This is a genomic window from Paraburkholderia sp. D15 (genome assembly GCF_029910215.1).
In the GTDB taxonomy this organism is placed as follows: domain Bacteria; phylum Pseudomonadota; class Gammaproteobacteria; order Burkholderiales; family Burkholderiaceae; genus Paraburkholderia.
The window spans coordinates 2,095,870-2,111,063 of sequence record NZ_CP110396.1 but is presented as its reverse complement, the minus strand read 5'-3'; the positions used below and the strand labels follow the sequence as shown (position 1 = coordinate 2,111,063).

At 64.7% G+C, this 15,194-nt stretch carries 14 protein-coding genes; 6 read left to right on the top strand and 8 right to left on the bottom strand.

The genetic code is table 11. The features are described 5' to 3' along the window. Nucleotide 1: 1 nt before the first annotated feature. The 7 genes from LFL96_RS29215 to LFL96_RS29185 all read right to left on the bottom strand — a co-directional run bounded on the left by LFL96_RS29215 (nt 2) and on the right by LFL96_RS29185 (nt 7,170). Nucleotides 2-1,030 (bottom strand): hypothetical protein, encoded by a 1,029-nt coding sequence (locus LFL96_RS29215; RefSeq protein ID WP_281001373.1) that lies wholly within the window; start codon nt 1,028-1,030, stop codon nt 2-4. Beyond that, on the bottom strand, nt 1,027-1,731 hold the full coding sequence (locus LFL96_RS29210) for a hypothetical protein (RefSeq protein ID WP_281001372.1): 705 nt from the start codon (nt 1,729-1,731) through the stop codon (nt 1,027-1,029). The genes LFL96_RS29215 and LFL96_RS29210 overlap by 4 nt, the downstream gene beginning before the upstream one ends. Before the next feature lie 34 nt (nt 1,732-1,765). Then, entirely contained in the window at nt 1,766-3,388 is a 1,623-nt protein-coding gene (locus LFL96_RS29205; RefSeq protein WP_281001371.1) for an AMP-binding protein, read from the bottom strand. After that, nucleotides 3,385-4,740, bottom strand: coding sequence for a hypothetical protein (locus LFL96_RS29200; RefSeq protein WP_281001370.1), 1,356 nt, complete (start codon nt 4,738-4,740; stop codon nt 3,385-3,387). The genes LFL96_RS29205 and LFL96_RS29200 overlap by 4 nt, the downstream gene beginning before the upstream one ends. Then, a complete protein-coding gene (locus LFL96_RS29195) occupies nt 4,737-5,681 on the bottom strand; it encodes a hypothetical protein (protein ID WP_281001369.1) in 945 nt (314 codons plus the stop codon). Before LFL96_RS29195 ends, LFL96_RS29200 begins: the two co-directional genes overlap by 4 nt. 94 nt (nt 5,682-5,775) lie before the next feature. After that, nucleotides 5,776-6,885: a hypothetical protein gene (locus tag LFL96_RS29190; protein ID WP_281001368.1), complete on the bottom strand. Its 1,110-nt coding sequence runs from the start codon at nt 6,883-6,885 to the stop codon at nt 5,776-5,778. Between the two features lie 3 nt (nt 6,886-6,888). After that, complete coding sequence (locus LFL96_RS29185) at nt 6,889-7,170, bottom strand: acyl carrier protein (RefSeq protein ID WP_281001367.1); 282 nt, start codon at nt 7,168-7,170, stop codon at nt 6,889-6,891. A 395-nt stretch (nt 7,171-7,565) separates the two neighbouring features. On the opposite strand from LFL96_RS29185, the gene LFL96_RS29180 reads away from it, so the two are divergent. The 6 genes from LFL96_RS29180 to LFL96_RS29155 all read left to right on the top strand — a co-directional run bounded on the left by LFL96_RS29180 (nt 7,566) and on the right by LFL96_RS29155 (nt 14,785). Continuing rightward, entirely contained in the window at nt 7,566-8,465 is a 900-nt protein-coding gene (locus LFL96_RS29180) for a transglutaminase-like domain-containing protein (RefSeq protein ID WP_281001366.1), read from the top strand. Between the two features lie 56 nt (nt 8,466-8,521). Next, on the top strand, nt 8,522-10,282 hold the full coding sequence (locus LFL96_RS29175; RefSeq protein WP_281001365.1) for a carbamoyltransferase C-terminal domain-containing protein: 1,761 nt from the start codon (nt 8,522-8,524) through the stop codon (nt 10,280-10,282). Continuing rightward, nucleotides 10,283-11,230 (top strand): 2-dehydropantoate 2-reductase, encoded by a 948-nt coding sequence (locus LFL96_RS29170; protein ID WP_281001364.1) that lies wholly within the window; start codon nt 10,283-10,285, stop codon nt 11,228-11,230. Between the two features lie 30 nt (nt 11,231-11,260). Next, complete coding sequence (locus LFL96_RS29165; RefSeq protein ID WP_281001363.1) at nt 11,261-11,797, top strand: flavin reductase family protein; 537 nt, start codon at nt 11,261-11,263, stop codon at nt 11,795-11,797. A gap of 212 nt (nt 11,798-12,009) precedes the next feature. After that, the gene (locus LFL96_RS29160; protein WP_281001362.1) at nt 12,010-13,146 is read left to right on the top strand and encodes an FAD-dependent oxidoreductase; all 1,137 of its coding nucleotides are present in this window, start codon (nt 12,010-12,012) and stop codon (nt 13,144-13,146) included. A gap of 205 nt (nt 13,147-13,351) precedes the next feature. After that, nucleotides 13,352-14,785: a PLP-dependent aminotransferase family protein gene (locus LFL96_RS29155; protein WP_281001361.1), complete on the top strand. Its 1,434-nt coding sequence runs from the start codon at nt 13,352-13,354 to the stop codon at nt 14,783-14,785. 57 nt (nt 14,786-14,842) lie between these two features. Here the strand turns inward: LFL96_RS29155 and LFL96_RS29150 are convergent, their stop codons facing one another. Beyond that, complete coding sequence (locus LFL96_RS29150; RefSeq protein WP_281001360.1) at nt 14,843-15,031, bottom strand: DUF2970 domain-containing protein; 189 nt, start codon at nt 15,029-15,031, stop codon at nt 14,843-14,845. Between the last annotated feature and the right edge of the window lie 163 nt (nt 15,032-15,194).

The window sequence follows — 15,194 nt, the reverse complement described above, 5'->3', positions numbered from 1 at the left end:
CTTAGCGATAGATCGGCGAACAGAACGCGCCTTCCTTCGGCAGCGGTCTCGACTTGTCCCAGCTCACGATCAACGGCGCGTAGCTCGGGAAACACGGATGAAAACCCAACCGCTGAAGCAGCGCGTCGTCGTGATTCGGCTGGCCCAGCACGAACGCGCGCTCGCAGTGCTGCGCCTTCATCGCGGCGATCGCGCGCGCGAACGCCTTGTCCGCCAGCGCGCCTTGCGGCTCCGACGACGCGATGTAGTCGAAGAACCCGACCTGGCCGCCACCGTGCGTCGGCAGTACATAGAACGAACACACGCCGATTTCGCCGTGTTCCCTGACCACCACGGAACGCGCGATCGACTCGAAGCTCAGCTGATGCCGCAAGCGCGACTCGGAGCAATCGAGCGTGGCGATGTCGCGACCGGCAAGCGCCGCGGCGTTCGACTTGAGCAACGCGACCGCCGCATCGAGATCGCTGGGTTCGACCACCATGCCGGTCGCGTCGCCTTCAAGCAGGCCGGCGCTGTCGGGCACATTCATCGGATTGATCTGCCATTGCCGCGACAGCGTGGAGAACGCATGCGCATAGCCGCGCCGCGTGGTCCAGTAACGCCGCCCCACGCCATCCGACGACTCGGGGTTCACGAAGCCGACGAAATAGCGCGAGCCGTTGCCTTCCGACCAGTCGCGCAGACCGTCGAGGCCTGCCTTCGCGACATCGGGATGACGCGCCTTCGCGCTGACCGACACGCACGACAGCAAGGTCGCGCGCGTTTGCTCGCCCTCCATCTGCAACGGCCAGCAATCGCCGCAGAAGATGCCGACCAGCTCCCCGTCGCGATAGATGCCGAGGCAGACGGCGGGCCACGCATCCGGCACGCGCAGAAATTGCCAGTCGAAGAATTCGGGCGTCCATCGGGGCAGCACCGGCGCGTTCAGATACTGCGCGGACCACACGCTGTTCACGAGCGCGCAGATCTGCTCGTGGTCGTCGAGCGCCTCGACCCGAATGTCCGACGCCACGCGCATCACGCTGCTCATGACGCCGACGTCTGGATACCGTCGAGCAGCGTCTGCGCCACCGCCAGCACCGGCGCGGACGCCGCGCGCTGCACGAACGCATGGCCCGCGTGAATCTCGACGTAAAGACTGAGCACCGAAGCGGCGCAGCGCGCGATCTCCACGACATGCTGGCGTGCCGTCAGCGCCGGGATGCCGCGCCATCCCGCATCGGCGGAGGCGCACTCGCGCGCATCCAGCGCCGCGATCAGGCGTTGCTCGATGATGTCGTCGGCAATCGCCATATCGGCGAGCTTCGCGCAGATCAGCTGGTACTCGATCAACACGCTGCCCATCACCACGCGCTGATTCGCGTAGTCGTACGCGTCGCGAATCAGGCGGCCCGTCAGGCCCGACAACACGCAGGCGCGCAGCAATACGGCGAGTTGCGCGGGCGTGGCGTCGCGCGAGGCGAGCCGGTCGCAGCCGAGTTCCAGCTCGCGTGCGAGCGTGGCGGCATCCGTGGACGGCGGCGCATCGACGCCGAGCAACGACGCACAGCCGGTCAGATCGCGATGCGCGGCGCTCACCAGATCGCGCCAGCGGCGCCGTGCGTCGTCGACGCTGAGCGGCGCGGTGTGCTGATCGGCGGACACGCGCTGCGCACCGGAAAACGCCTGCCTCGGACGATCCACATCGACCAGATCGTCGGCACACCACCACGTTGGGGAATCTGCGTTCATAGCGTTTGCATCGTCGAGAAATGGAGGGGCGCGTTCATTGCGCGGGCGCGACGCGCTCCGCCTGCTGCAACGCGAGCGTGCGCAGCGCGTGGCGATCGAACTTGCCGTTCGCCGTCAGCGGAAAGTCGTCGAGAAACAGAATCTGTTTGGGCACCATGTACGCGGGCAGACTCGCCCGCAGGCGGTCGCGAACGCCGGCTTCCTGTACGGCCGCGTCGCCGCGTTTGCCGAATACGACGATGGACTCCTCGTCGCCTTCCGTGATGCCGATCGCGACAGCCAGCGCGAGTCCGGCGTCGACGCACGCGTCTTCCACGTCGCCGGCGCAGATGCGAAAGCCGTTGACCTTGATCAGGTCGTCCTTGCGGCCGCGATAGACGATGTCGCCGTCCTCGTCGATGCTGACGAGATCACCGGACCACGCGGCGCTGTTCGCGTGTGCTGGATCGAATGCATAGCGGCGACCCTCGGGGCCCATCAATGCGTCGATGAGCCCGGCCGGCAGCGGGCGGAATTTGACGGCGTTTTCCTCGGGCAGATTGCGGTAGCCGAGCGTCACGAGCGGTCCGAACTGCACCAGTTCGCCGATCTCGTGGGGTCCGCACAAGCGCCCGGCTTCCGAAACGACCGCCACGCTCGCATAGGGAATCGGCCGGCCGACCGAATGCGGTTTGGCCGCGACGCTCGCCGGGTCGAGATAGGTTGCCCTGAACGCCTCGGTGAAGCCGTACATCAGGAATACGTCGGCATTGAAGAAGATGCCCTTGAGCCGCTTCAGCAATTCGGTTTGCAGATGGCCGCCGGTATTGCCGATCCGGCGCACGTGCAGACGCGCGCGGTCGCTCCATTTCGCCGCGCCGATCCGGCTCCACAGTCCCGGCACCGCGATCATGCTGGTGATGCGCTGCGTCGCGCAGCATTCCTCGACCTGGCTCGCGTGAAGGAAGTCGAGCAGCACCGCGGTCGCGCCCGCGATCAGCGTGCTCAGCAATTGATTGAGTCCGGCGTCGAAGCTGAACGGCAGCAGGCACAGCACGCGGTCGTCGCTCGCGAGACGCATCAGACGCGCGACGGATTTCGCGCCCAGCACCAGGTTGCCGCGCGAGAAGACCACGCCCTTCGGTTGCCCGGTCGATCCCGAGGTGTAGACGATCAGCGCGGGTTCGCCTTCCGTCGTGATGGCGGGGGCAGGTTGACGCGGCGTCGTTGCGGCCGGCGTCGTATCCGGCACCGCAGTTTGCTCCGCGTCCCGCGCGAAACCGGCGGCGACCGTGTCGATCGCGTCGATGTCTTCCAGCGGCCACGTCTGTCCCTCGTGCGCCGACTTGACCAGTTCGAAGTCGCGAGCGCCGGCGAACACCAGTGCCGGGTCGCTGTCCGTGAGAATGTGGCGCACCTGTTTCGTCTTCAGCCCGGAGAACAACGGCACCGCCACCGCGCCCGCTGCCCAGGTGGCGAGCATCAGCACGCACAGGTCCACCGACTTCGGACCGCACAGCGCCACGCGGCCGCCGCGTTTCAGCCCGAGGCGGCGCAGCGTCGCGACGGTCGCTTCGACGCGCTCGCGCAACTGCGCGCCGCCATGAGGCTCGCCCTTGTAGACGATGCAGAAGCTATCGTCGATGTCGAACAACGGGGTCGAAATATCGTGTGTCATGCCAGCAGCTCCGGTCGTCTGATGTTGCGCATCACGCGAAGGCCAAGAAAGCTCAGGCTGCTCGCCAGCGAGGCGGCAATGCCGATCCACACGCCCAGATCGCGCAGCGCGGTGAAGTAAGCGATCGCCGCCGAGCATGCGACGCCCAGGCCGAGATAGTTGAGTGCGATGGTGACGAGCGGATGCCCGAGGTCGTCCATGCCGCGCAGGATCGACGCGAGGCACACCACCATCGCGAGCAGGAGCTGGCATACCGCGCCGTAGCGCAGATAGCCGGTCAGCGTCTGGATCAACGCCACGTCGCCGCTCAAACGGTGCGGCAGCATCCAGTCGACGAGCACATCCGGCCAGCCGATCGCGACCGTCGCGATCAGGCCGTGTATCAGCGCGGTGGAGACCACGCCGATCGTCACCGCCTGCGCCAGCGCGCCGCGATGCCGCATGTTGAGGGCGATCGAAACGTTGATCGTCGTCACCTGGCCGAGCGCCACCGCGACGGTTTGCGCGAGCAGCACGAACTGGATGACGAGGCCGAACGCGGCGCCGAAGCGCGTACCCAGCAGCGTCTGGATCATCTGGCCGAAGCCGAGCACCGACATCTCCAGCACGATCACCGCGCCGATGGGCAAACCGATCATGAAGATGCGCCGCATCAGCGCGGCGACCGTGCGGCCGTCGGCGCGATGCTGGTTGATCCGGCGGAAGCGCCAGCGGTCCAGCAGCCACGAGGCGGCGAGGCACACGACGGCCGCCGCGAAACCGCTGGCCGCGAGCGCGACGAACGGATGCAGCGTGGCGAACGGCTGCGTGTGGAACATCAGGTTCAGCGCGGCGAATTTCGCGCCGACGAGTACGAGCGACATCGTCATCAGCATCGCGGGCGCTTTCAGCAGCATCGCCTTCAGGCGGAACACGAGGCACATCGCGTTGAGCACGATGCCGGGCGTCAGCATCAGCGCGAGGGCGAACGCACCGTGCGGCGCGGAGGACGACACCAGCGAAAGCGCGCCGATCGCCAGCAGCACGACCAGATGCGCGACGCCACCGAGCAGCGTGCCCGCGCGCACGGCGGCCCGCGCGGCGGCGGAGAACCCGACCTTATCGCCGCTGCCGAGACAGCCGCCGCCGACGATCAGAAACGCCTGCAAGGCGCCCGCGAACGAGGCGTTCACGAGAATCACGAAGCCCGCCACGTACGACACCGTCGCGAGCGTCTCGACGCCGAGCTTCGCCATGAACCAGGCATCCATGAAGCCGAGCAGCGCGACCGACATCTGCGCGACCAGCGCCGCGACACTCTCGGTCAGCGCCGACGCCACGGAGGGCACGCGTAATGTGACGTCGGCGTTCATACGCACCTGCGCAACAGGGCCGCGCCGAACGCGCCGGCAATACCGCTCGCGACGAGCAACGCATACTTGCGGTCCGTCGCGGAACCCGCCGACGCGAGGTTCAGAAACGGGTCCGCGCCGAACACATGCGCGACGCGCGGCATCTCGCCGAGGTGCACGTTCTCCGGACGGATCGACAGCAACTGACAGATCTTGTGCCACGACGGCGCGCTGAGATTGTTCGGGTAGAGCGCGATGTCGTCGATCGACTCGACCTCGCAGCGCTTGAGCAGCGTCTTCAGCACCTTGGCCAGCAGCATGAAATAGCGCACGTCGTGCTGGATGCTGCCGTCGTCGTTTTGCCCCTGGAAGCGCGCCGGGTCGATGAACAGTTCGGTGTCCAGCAACTCGAAGCCTGGGCGATGATTGGTGACGAGCATCGCCGCCGCGCCGTCGCTATGCACGCCGAGCGCGCCGATCGGCCGCAGGAATTCGGCCGTCTCGACGATCACGTCCGAGCAGACCACCACGCCGTACGCCGGCTGTCCGTGTTCGTCGAAATACTCCTTGAGAATCTGCAACGCGACGAACGGCGACACACAGTACGCGTGCTGCACCGAGAACGTCTTCGCGTGGCTGCAGCCGACCTCGTCCGCGATCCGCGACGCGATGATGTCGGGATACAGCGCGGTGCTTTCGAACACCGTGCTGCAGAACACCAGGAAGCCCACGTCCGCCGGCTCGATGCCCGCTTCGCGCAAAACCTTGCGGGTCGCTTCCACCGCCAGTTCCTCGACCGAGAGCGTCATCGAACGGAAGAACTGGCAACTGCCGGCGGCACGGATCGCCTCCACACGATCGCTCGTGCAGATGTCGCGGTTGGTCAGGTCGTCCAGTTCGATGGCAGCGTCGCCGAAACACGAACTCAGCCCGGCGATGCCGAACTGACGGAGCGCAGGCAACGGAGCCTCGGCGAAAGAGCCGGCGAAAGAGCCGGCATGAGGGTCGGCAAATGAGCCTGCAAGTGACTCGGCGGGACGGTTCAACGAAGCCTCCTCAGTTCACGGTATCGAATGCGGACTGCTCGACAATGACCGCGCCGAACAATCCCGATGGATCGCAATCCCACACGAGGTAGCCTTGCGGCGCCCGCATGGCCACTTCAGTTTCATGTCCGTGCGCATGCCGATGCCGTTCGACCGACCGGTGCAGATTGATCAGCACGTTCGCCGCACCGAAATGCGGCCGCTCGTTCGGCGCGCCCGCCACGATGAACGGATGGCGCGCGGCCAGCGAAGCCTCGACGTCCTCGCCAAGCGTGCCGCAGATACGCGGCGACGCAATCGCAAGCGAACCCGCGCGTTGCATCTGCACGCGTTCGACGAAACTCGACAACCGTTCGACGAGTTCCTCGTGCAAACGCGGCGCGACGCGTTCGCGCGCGGCGCCGCTGTCGAGCGGATGACACGACACGCGGTCGTTGATCACCCATACGTTTGCCTGAATGCCGTCGGTCAGCGTGAACGCGGCGGCGGCCGCCCCGTCGCTCAACATCGCCCAGTCGCCGAGAATGCGCGGGTAGATGTCGATCCAGCGATCGCCCGCGCATACCAGCGCGCTACCGGAAAATCGCGCGTTGCGGCCCAGCACGAGCACCGCTTCGAGCGCCTGCAAACCGCCCACCAGGCCACGCTGACCGATCGTGAAACCCAGACCGCTGCGCGACGCCTCGCTCAGAATGCGGCCCGCGTTCGACGAACCGAACACGGACTCGCGCGTGCTCTGGCAATTGATCACCAGGTTGCCTGCCGGTGCGAGCCTGCCGAGCAACGGTTCCGCCGCGCGCGACACCATGTCGCCAAGCGGCATCTCGTGCTCGACGAAGATCGTGCCGGCATCCTCGCGCGCCGCGGCAAGACGCTTGCGCCAATCGGCCTGCGCATTCATCGTCGCCACGCGGCTGCCGCGATTCATCGACAACAGAATGGAATGGTGGGCGTGACCGAGGCCCTCCAGCGAACCGTGCCGCGCGTGCGCATGCTCGGTGTGCTGGTCGGCCAGATCGATCCTGCACGTCGGCACGAACACGTTGAGCGCGAGTCCCGCGATGGAACTCGACACCAGGTTCTGCCGGCGCGCCTGCACCGTCGTCGCGACGCTCGACACGGCTTACTTCACCGCGTCCGCGGCGGCGAGCGAACCCGCCTCGGCGGCGGCCTGCTTGCGGCCGTTCAGATAGGCGGTCAGCGAATCGAGACTTTCGAAGATGCTCTCGTTCAGTTCCGCGAGCGGAATGTCGATCTGCAATTCCGCTTCGAGCTTGAAGATCAGTTCGACGAGACTCATCGAATCGATGCCCAACTCGTAGACGCTGGTCTCACCATTGATCACGCTCGCAGGAAACGGACGTCCCGTCACTTCGCTGATCGCGGCCAGAATCGTCTCTCTCATGCTGCTTTCGTTATTCGGCATTTTTCATCCCACCAGGCAGATTGATTGATTGGTTGTCGATCCGTCATCCGATCGCGTCGGGTAGGTCAGGCACTTGCGCTGCTGGACTCGATACTCGACGGTGCCTAGTTAAATGGAATTTGCGCGCAGGGGTTCCACACAAATTGCGAAGCTTTACTTTTCTTGCCGTTATTTTTAGACGCGGCACAACAACCGTTTTTTCAGGCCCGCGGCAAGCGTGATCGACGCCCCGTTCGTCTCATGAGCACGCACAGGAAAAAAGCGGCAAGAAAAGTAAAGCTTCGCAATTTGTGTGGAGCAAACGCGATGCAATCTGGTTTCAATGACGCCATATCGATCCGATCCACCGCTAGCTGAAACCACGGAGAAGAGGCGTGTCAGACCATGTAGCGCGTTATCGCGAACAAAGCAGTGTCACTGCCGTCCATCCGTACGAAGCGGAACTGGACAATTTGCCCCGCACCGTCAGCGAGCTCGTCGACAAGGTCGACGGTCTCATCATTCATTTCGAAACCGACAAGGCGGCGCTCGACGAACAGATCCTGCTCAAGCGCCGGCACGAGGTGGACTCGCGCTTCGCGTCGACGATGCTTCACCGCATCTTCAGTCTGGACAGCAGTCCGCTCGGTGAGCCGCGACCGGTCGAACGCCGTCTGCTGGGCACCTGCCGCGATACCGCGGTGATGCTCTGTTCGTTCATGCGGCATCAGGGCATTCCGGCGCGCGTGCGCTTCGGCTTCGCGCACATGCTGTATCAACAGGCGAATCCGCTGCACAACCATGCCGTGGTCGAGTACTGGAACGGCAACGAATGGCTGCTCGCGGAAAGCCGCATGCCGTACGTACGCGGTTCCGACACGCCGTTCAGCCCCGACGATCTGCCGCGCGCGCAATTCATGGTGGGCGCCGAGGCGTGGCGGCAATTGCGCAACGGCGAACGAAGCGCGCAGACCTTCAGCGGTCATCGGCTGGGCGAACATCCGAGCGCGTGGCTGGTGCGCAGCTTCGCGCTGTACGACCTCGCGTCGCTGGCGGGCTACGAACCGCTGATGTGGGATCAGTGGGGACGTCACTACAACTTCTGCCGGCCGCGCCGCGCGTTCAACGACGGCGAACTGCTCGATCTGCTGGATCAGGCGATCACCACCGACTGCCGGATCGACACGCAGTGCGAGCAACTGGTCGAGCGCTTCCGGCAAGTGACCGGCATCGCCGACGGCACCGAGATTCATAGCTTCAGCCCCGTGCTCGGACGTTATTCGATCAAGGCGTAGTTCGACACGCCCGCGCGCCCCGTTCAACCGCACGCCCTCACCTCGCGGACTACACCATGAAACGCAACTACGTCGGTCTGGCGAATTCGTTTCACGACTCGGCCATCGCCATCGTCGACGCTCGCGGCGAAGTCGTATTCGCCGAAGCCACCGAGCGGTATCTCCAGCACAAGCGCACGATCGGGATTCCGTCGGATCTGTTCATGCGCACCGCGAGTCTGATCGATACGTACTGCGACCCTGACGCGGAACTCGTGATCTCGACGAGCTGGAGCGACGACACCGCCGACATCATGCGGCGCAATCTCGACCAGGCCGCCGAGACGACCGGACGCTACAGCGGCATGCTCGGCGAAGTGCCCGCGCCGCTCAGGCGGCAACTGAGCCGGCAGAACTTCTATTTCCGCTCGCAACTGTCGATGCTCGATCATCCCGGCCGTCTGCTGGAATACGAGTTGAGTCAGAGCGAACGCTGGGAGCGCACACCGATCAGCTACCGGCGCTTCGAGCATCATCTGACTCATGCGGCGGCCAGCTGCTTCAGCAGCCCGTTCGATCGCGCGCTGTGCGCGGTGCTCGACGGTTTCGGCGAGCGCAGTTCGTTTGCGTGCTTCCGCTACGACAACGGCCGGCTCACGCCGATCGAAGGACTCGACAGTCACGGCTGGGCGAGCCTCGGCATTTTCTATAGCCTGCTGTGCGAGGCCTGTGGCTTCAATCATCTGTCCGGCGAGGAATGGAAGGTGATGGGCCTCGCCGCGTACGGACACCCCGACGATGCGCTCTACGCGATGCTGCGCGAGATGATCGACGTGGACGGCTTGAGCATTCGTTTCGCGGCGCCGGCCCGGATGGCGCAATTGCAGGCGAAGCTGCACGCGATGCGCCGCAAGGACGGACAGCCGGCCATCGAATTCGCCGATCTCGCTTACGCGGGCCAGCGTGTTTTCTCCGACGTGCTGTTCGCGTTCCTGCGCAATCTGCACGACCGGCACGCGGCCGGCTTCTCCGACAATCTCGTATTCGGCGGCGGCTGCGCGCTGAATTCGTCCGCCAACGGCAAGATCCTCGCTCACACGCCGTTCGACCACCTGCACGTGTTCTCCGCGCCGGGCGACGACGGCAACGCGGTCGGCGCCGCCTTGCTCGCCTATCGCGACGACCATCCCGCCGTGCCGGCGCGCAGCGAACCGCTATCGCCCTATCTCGGCTCGCGCATGTCCGGCGAGACGCTGCGCAATCTGGTCGCATTCGGCGGCATCGGAAAACTCACGCAATGCGCGGGCGACGCACCGAAGCGCGCCGCCGAATTGCTGGCGTGCGACAAGATCATCGGCTGGGTGCAGGACCGCGCCGAATTCGGTCCGCGCGCGCTCGGCAACCGTTCGATCCTCGCCGATCCGCGCTCGCCGGCCGTGAAGGACCGGATCAACGCCACCGTGAAATTCCGCGAGGAATTCCGGCCGTTCGCGCCGGCCATTCTTCACGAATTCGGCGCGGACTATTTCCACGACTATCACGAGTCGCCCTATATGGAGCGCACATTGCGTTTTCGCGAGCACGCGCTCGGGAGCGTGCCGGGCGTCGTGCATGCCGACGGCACCGGACGTTTGCAGACCGTCAGGCAAAACTGGAACCCGCGCTTTCACGCGTTGGTCAGCGAGTTCTTCCGGCTGACCGGCGTACCGCTCGTGCTCAACACCAGCTTCAACGTGATGGGCAAGCCGATCGCGCATTCGGTGGAGGACGCGCTCGCGGTGTTCTTCACGAGCGGGCTCGATGCGCTGTTCATCGGCGACATCCTGATCGAGAAATAGATGAACGACGAACGTGACCGGCTCGCGGCTCCGCGCATCCTGATCGTCGGCGCGGGCGCGGTGGGCGGCTATGTCGGCGCGCGTCTGCTGGCGGCATGCCAGGACGTGACGTTCCTGGTGCGGCCGAAGCGGGCGGCGCAACTGGCGCGCGATGGATTGCGCGTGGAGAGCGCGCTCGGCGACTGCGCGATTGCCCCGGTTCGCTGCGTGAGCGCGAGTACGATCGACGGGTTCTACGATCTCGTCATCGTCGCGTGCAAAGCGCGGCAACTGGATGACGCGCTGGCATCGTTCGCGCCCGCGCTGGGCCCGCACACCGTGGTGCTGCCGTTGCTGAACGGGATCGCGCATCTCGACGACATAGCGCGCGCGTGCGGCGCGCATCGCGTGCTAGGCGCGCAATGCACGCTGGCCGCCGCGCTGTCGCCGGAAGGTTGCGTGCGGCATCTGAACGACTCGCACGCACTCACGCTCGGTGAACTCGACGGCACGCTGTCGCCGCGCGTGGAAGCGCTCGCCTCGCTATTCGGCGCGGCGGGATTTCAGCGCGCCGCCAGCACGCAGATCCAGCTGGAGATGTGGGAGAAGTGGGCGTTCATCGTCACCGCCATCGGCGTGACCGTGATCGCTCGCGTCGCACCGGATGCCGTGCGCGAAACCGCCAGACCTGGCGCAGCCGGCGCACTGCTGAGCGAATGCCGCGCGGTCGCCCAGGCCGCGGGCTTTGCGTTGCGTAGCGCCGCCGTCGCGCGTGCCCGGATGATTCTCGATGCGCCCGATAGCACGTTGACCGACCTTATTTTCGCGGACCTGCAACAGTGGCCCGCGACCGAAACCGATCTGCTGCTCGGCGATCTCGTTCGCCGTGCGCATCGTGCCGGCGTGAGTGTGCCGCGGCTGAGCCTCGCGCACATCACGTTGACGCAGCACCGGCCAACCTTTCTTTAACGCGCAGTCCGCGAGGCGATGGGAGCGTTTATGTCAGAGCTGATCACGGCGCCGTCCGTCGACCCGCGAATCTTTCGCGATGTGCTGGGCACCTTCGTCACCGGCGTCACGGTCGTCACCACTTGCGATGTCGACGGCGTCAAACACGGTCTCACGGCGAACTCGTTCAGTTCGGTGTCGCTCGATCCTCCGCTGATCCTGTGGTGCCAGGCGACCACGTCGAAAAGCTATCCAGCGTTTCGCGACAACGAACACTTCGCAATCAACATCCTCGCGCACGATCAATCGTCGTTGTCGCGCCACTTCGCGAAGGCCAGCGAAGACAAGTTCGGCGGCATCGACCACGCGCCGGGTATCGGCGGCGCGCCACTGCTGCACGGCACAGCCGCTTCGCTCGAATGCGTGAAGGTGGCCGCCTACCCATGCGGCGATCACATGGTCTACATCGGGCAGGTCGCACGCCTGTCGCGTTCGTCTCGCGCGCCGCTCGCGTATTGCGCGGGACGTTATCTCAGCGCGCCGCCGCGCGTCGAGGACGAGCACGACATGTTGACGGAACACCGCTGAAATAAAGGCAAGAACCGTTCAGCTTGGCAAGTTTGGTTGAACAGGTCCGCATGGACAGTGATTGAATCGACTCGACGGTCATAGCCGGCTTTTCGCGGTACGGATGTAGCGTTCCGCCGATTGCCTCGCACCTGTCGCACAGACATTCGCTCCGTGCCTGACCGCCCCAGTGTCGATTTTTTCGAGCCATATTCATCAAGCGAGGAGATAGGGTGAACTACTCATCAGACAAACTGCACGCGCTGGTCATCGGCGCCGGCGTATCGGGCCTCACTACCGCGTTGTGCCTGCACGAACGCGGCATCACGTCCACCGTGGTCGGCGAGAAGTTTTCGCCGCACATCACCTCGAACGTCGCGGGGGCGTTGTGGGAGTGGCCGCCTGCCGTGTGCGGCTATCACCACGACGAGATCTCGCTGGCGCGCTCGAAAGCGTGGTGCATGACTTCGTTCCGGAAATTCGAAACGCTCGCGGCGATTCCCGAAGCCGGCGTGTACGTCCGGTCGGTGACGTTCTACTTCAGGAACCTCATCGAGGAGAACGAGTTTCACTTGACCAAGATGAACGAAATCGAGGCACAGGTACCCGGTTTCGTTCGAGGCACGCATCTGATCGGCGACAACGGCGTGAATCCGCACATCGGTCTGATCGACGCCTATCGTCATCTGGCGCCGATGGTCGATACCGACGTCTACATGAAATGGCTGCTGCAACGCGTGCGCGCGGCCGGCATCGAGGTGGTGGCGCGCAGGATCGCCGGCGATCTGCACGATAACGAAGCAGCGCTGAAGCAGGAATTCGGCGCGGACGTGATCGTGAATTGCAGCGGTCTCGGCGCGCGCGAACTGGCCGGCGAATCGATGTACCCGCTACGCGGCGCGGTGATCCGCCTCGTCAACGACGGCACGCGCATGCCGAAGCTGACGCAGGCCTTCTGCGTGTCGCACGACAACGTGACAAGCGATCAGGACATCGTGTTCATCGTGCCGCGCGGCGAGAATCGTATCGTGCTGGGCGCCATCGCCGAAGCGGATCAGTGGAGTACCGACATCGGCCTGCACAACTACGAGCCCGTGCGGCGCATCTACGAACGTTGCACCGAGTTCCTGCCGATGCTCAAGGATGCGGAGATCGATCCGGTCGAACCGGTGCGCGTGGGATTGCGGCCGTTCAGAAAAGGAAATGTCCGGCTCGAAGCGGTGACCGGCACGTCGATCATTCATAACTACGGACACGGCGGCGCGGGCGTCACGTTCTCGTGGGGCTGCGCGACGGAAGTGGCGGAACGGGTCGCCGAACTGTTCGATTCGGGCGAAACGCAGTTTGGAGCCTGCGCGCTGGTGGCATAGTTTGCGCTACGTTCATTGACGGTCGGCGGGCGCGTTCGTCGCTCACGCGATGGGTACGAAACCGCATCCGCACCGCGTCTGCAATTCGATGTCCGATCAGTTTATGATCGCTCATTTCGCCGATGCGGATAGCGATGTGTCCGCCACCCACGGCACATGCCGACGTAGCCACGGCCTTGCGCAGAACGAGTCCCGCCACCGCTCAATGAAACGCTTCGAACTATTGGCCACCACGATGGCCGCCGAAATCCGCTCGGGTAGCCGTCCGGTCGGATCGCGCATGCCCTCCGTGCGGCACATCACCGCGCAGCACGGCGTCAGTCAATCGACGGTATTTCGCGCCTACTATCAGCTCGAAGAGTGGGGCTTGATTCGAGCCCGCGAACGTTCCGGCTATTACGTCGCGCCGGGCGCCGCGCTTGAAGCGCAAGGGCAAGGGCAAACGCCACCCGCTGCGCGGCCGCCGCTCGCGGTCGAATCCGCGAAGGTCAAGATCAGCGAACTCGTCTTCTCCGTGCTGGAAGCCGCGAAGCATCCCGACGTGGCGCCGCTCGGTTCGGCTTTTCCGTCGCCGCAACTCTTCCCGTTACAGCGGCTCGCGAAATCGCTGGGCCATGCGAGCCGTCTGATCAGTCCATGGAGCACGGTCGTGGATCTGCCGCCGGGCAACGAAGCATTGCGCCGGCAGATCTCGCTGCGCTATCTGGGGATGGGCATCGCCCAGCCGATGGACCAACTCGTCGTCACCAACGGCGCGCTGGAAGCGCTCAATCTGTGTCTGATGGCGGTCACGCGTCCCGGCGATGTGGTCGCGATCGAGTCGCCGGGGTTCTATGCGGCATTGCAGGCGATCGAGCGTCTGGACCTGCGGGCGGTCGAGATTCCCGTCGATCCGGTCACGGGTCTCGATCTGGCTGCGCTGGAGGAAGCGCTTGGACGGCATCCGATCAAGGCCTGCTGGTTCATGACGCAATTCCAGAATCCGACCGGCGCGGCGCTCGCCGAAGATCGCAAGAAGGCGCTGGTCGAGTTGCTGGCCCGGCACGACGTGCCGCTGATCGAAGACGACGTATACGGCGAATTGCATCACACGGCGGCTCATCCGCTGCCGGCGAAAGCGTTCGACACGCATGGACGGGTGATGCACTGCAGTTCGTTTTCGAAGACGCTCGCGCCGGGATATCGCATCGGCTGGGTCGCGGCGGGACGCTACGCCGAAAAAGTGCAGCGCCTGAAATTGATGACCACGCTATCGGCGAGCATTCCCGCTCAGGCAGCGATTGCCGACTACCTCCAGCACGGCGGCTACGACAAACATCTGCGCAAATTACGCGGTGCGTTGCGCACTCAACTGTCCGCGATGGATGCGGCATTGCTCCGCTACCTGCCTGAAGGCGCGCATTGGACGCTACCGGAAGGCGGCTATTTTTTGTGGCTCGAACTACCGCGGCATGTCGATGCGATGGCCTTGCATCGTCTCGCGCTGGAGAAGGGCATCGGCATGGCGCCGGGACCGATCTTCTCGGCACGGCACGAATTCCGGGATCACGTGCGGTTGAATTTCGGTCATCCATGGAGCGACGCCATGGAAAACGCCGTCAAGACACTCGGCGAATTGATCGCGCAAGGCAGCCGCTAAGCGCGCGACGCGGCATCGACCCGCGTGCGTCGCGAACGACGCGTCGCGCGCCAGTTCTCAATGCGCGACGTTGATCGCCAGCTTCACCAGCCCGAACAACGTCGCACCGAAACCGGCCGCGAGCACCACGGCGACGACCGGCAACAGCGGTAACTTGACGTCCGCGATATCGGCCTGATGCGACGCGCTACGGCGAATGCCGAAAAAACTCCACAGCACGATACGCGTCATTTTCAACAGATTCATGGCAGCACCCTCGGAACGCAGGATTGTTATATCTCACGCGTCAGTGTGTGGCCGCCCGGTCATAAAAAACAGAAGCAGTTGACGACGATTCGGGCGCAGCAGCCGCAAATTCAATCGGTCCACCAAGCCATCATGCTTTCCGCAAGCTGACGATTCATCGCGA

Bases quoted from the DNA above. Each gene is read 5' to 3' on its own strand.
- LFL96_RS29215 (WP_281001373.1), bottom strand. From the start codon at position 1,030: ATGAGCAGCGTGATGCGCGTGGCGTCGGACATTCGGGTCGAGGCGCTC.
- LFL96_RS29210 (WP_281001372.1), bottom strand. From the start codon at position 1,731: ATGAACGCAGATTCCCCAACGTGGTGGTGTGCCGACGATCTGGTCGAT.
- LFL96_RS29205 (WP_281001371.1), bottom strand. From the start codon at position 3,388: ATGACACACGATATTTCGACCCCGTTGTTCGACATCGACGATAGCTTC.
- LFL96_RS29200 (WP_281001370.1), bottom strand. From the start codon at position 4,740: ATGAACGCCGACGTCACATTACGCGTGCCCTCCGTGGCGTCGGCGCTG.
- LFL96_RS29185 (WP_281001367.1), bottom strand. From the start codon at position 7,170: ATGAGAGAGACGATTCTGGCCGCGATCAGCGAAGTGACGGGACGTCCG.
- LFL96_RS29175 (WP_281001365.1), top strand. From the start codon at position 8,522: ATGAAACGCAACTACGTCGGTCTGGCGAATTCGTTTCACGACTCGGCC.
- LFL96_RS29170 (WP_281001364.1), top strand. From the start codon at position 10,283: ATGAACGACGAACGTGACCGGCTCGCGGCTCCGCGCATCCTGATCGTC.
- LFL96_RS29165 (WP_281001363.1), top strand. From the start codon at position 11,261: ATGTCAGAGCTGATCACGGCGCCGTCCGTCGACCCGCGAATCTTTCGC.
- LFL96_RS29155 (WP_281001361.1), top strand. From the start codon at position 13,352: ATGAAACGCTTCGAACTATTGGCCACCACGATGGCCGCCGAAATCCGC.
- LFL96_RS29150 (WP_281001360.1), bottom strand. From the start codon at position 15,031: ATGAATCTGTTGAAAATGACGCGTATCGTGCTGTGGAGTTTTTTCGGC.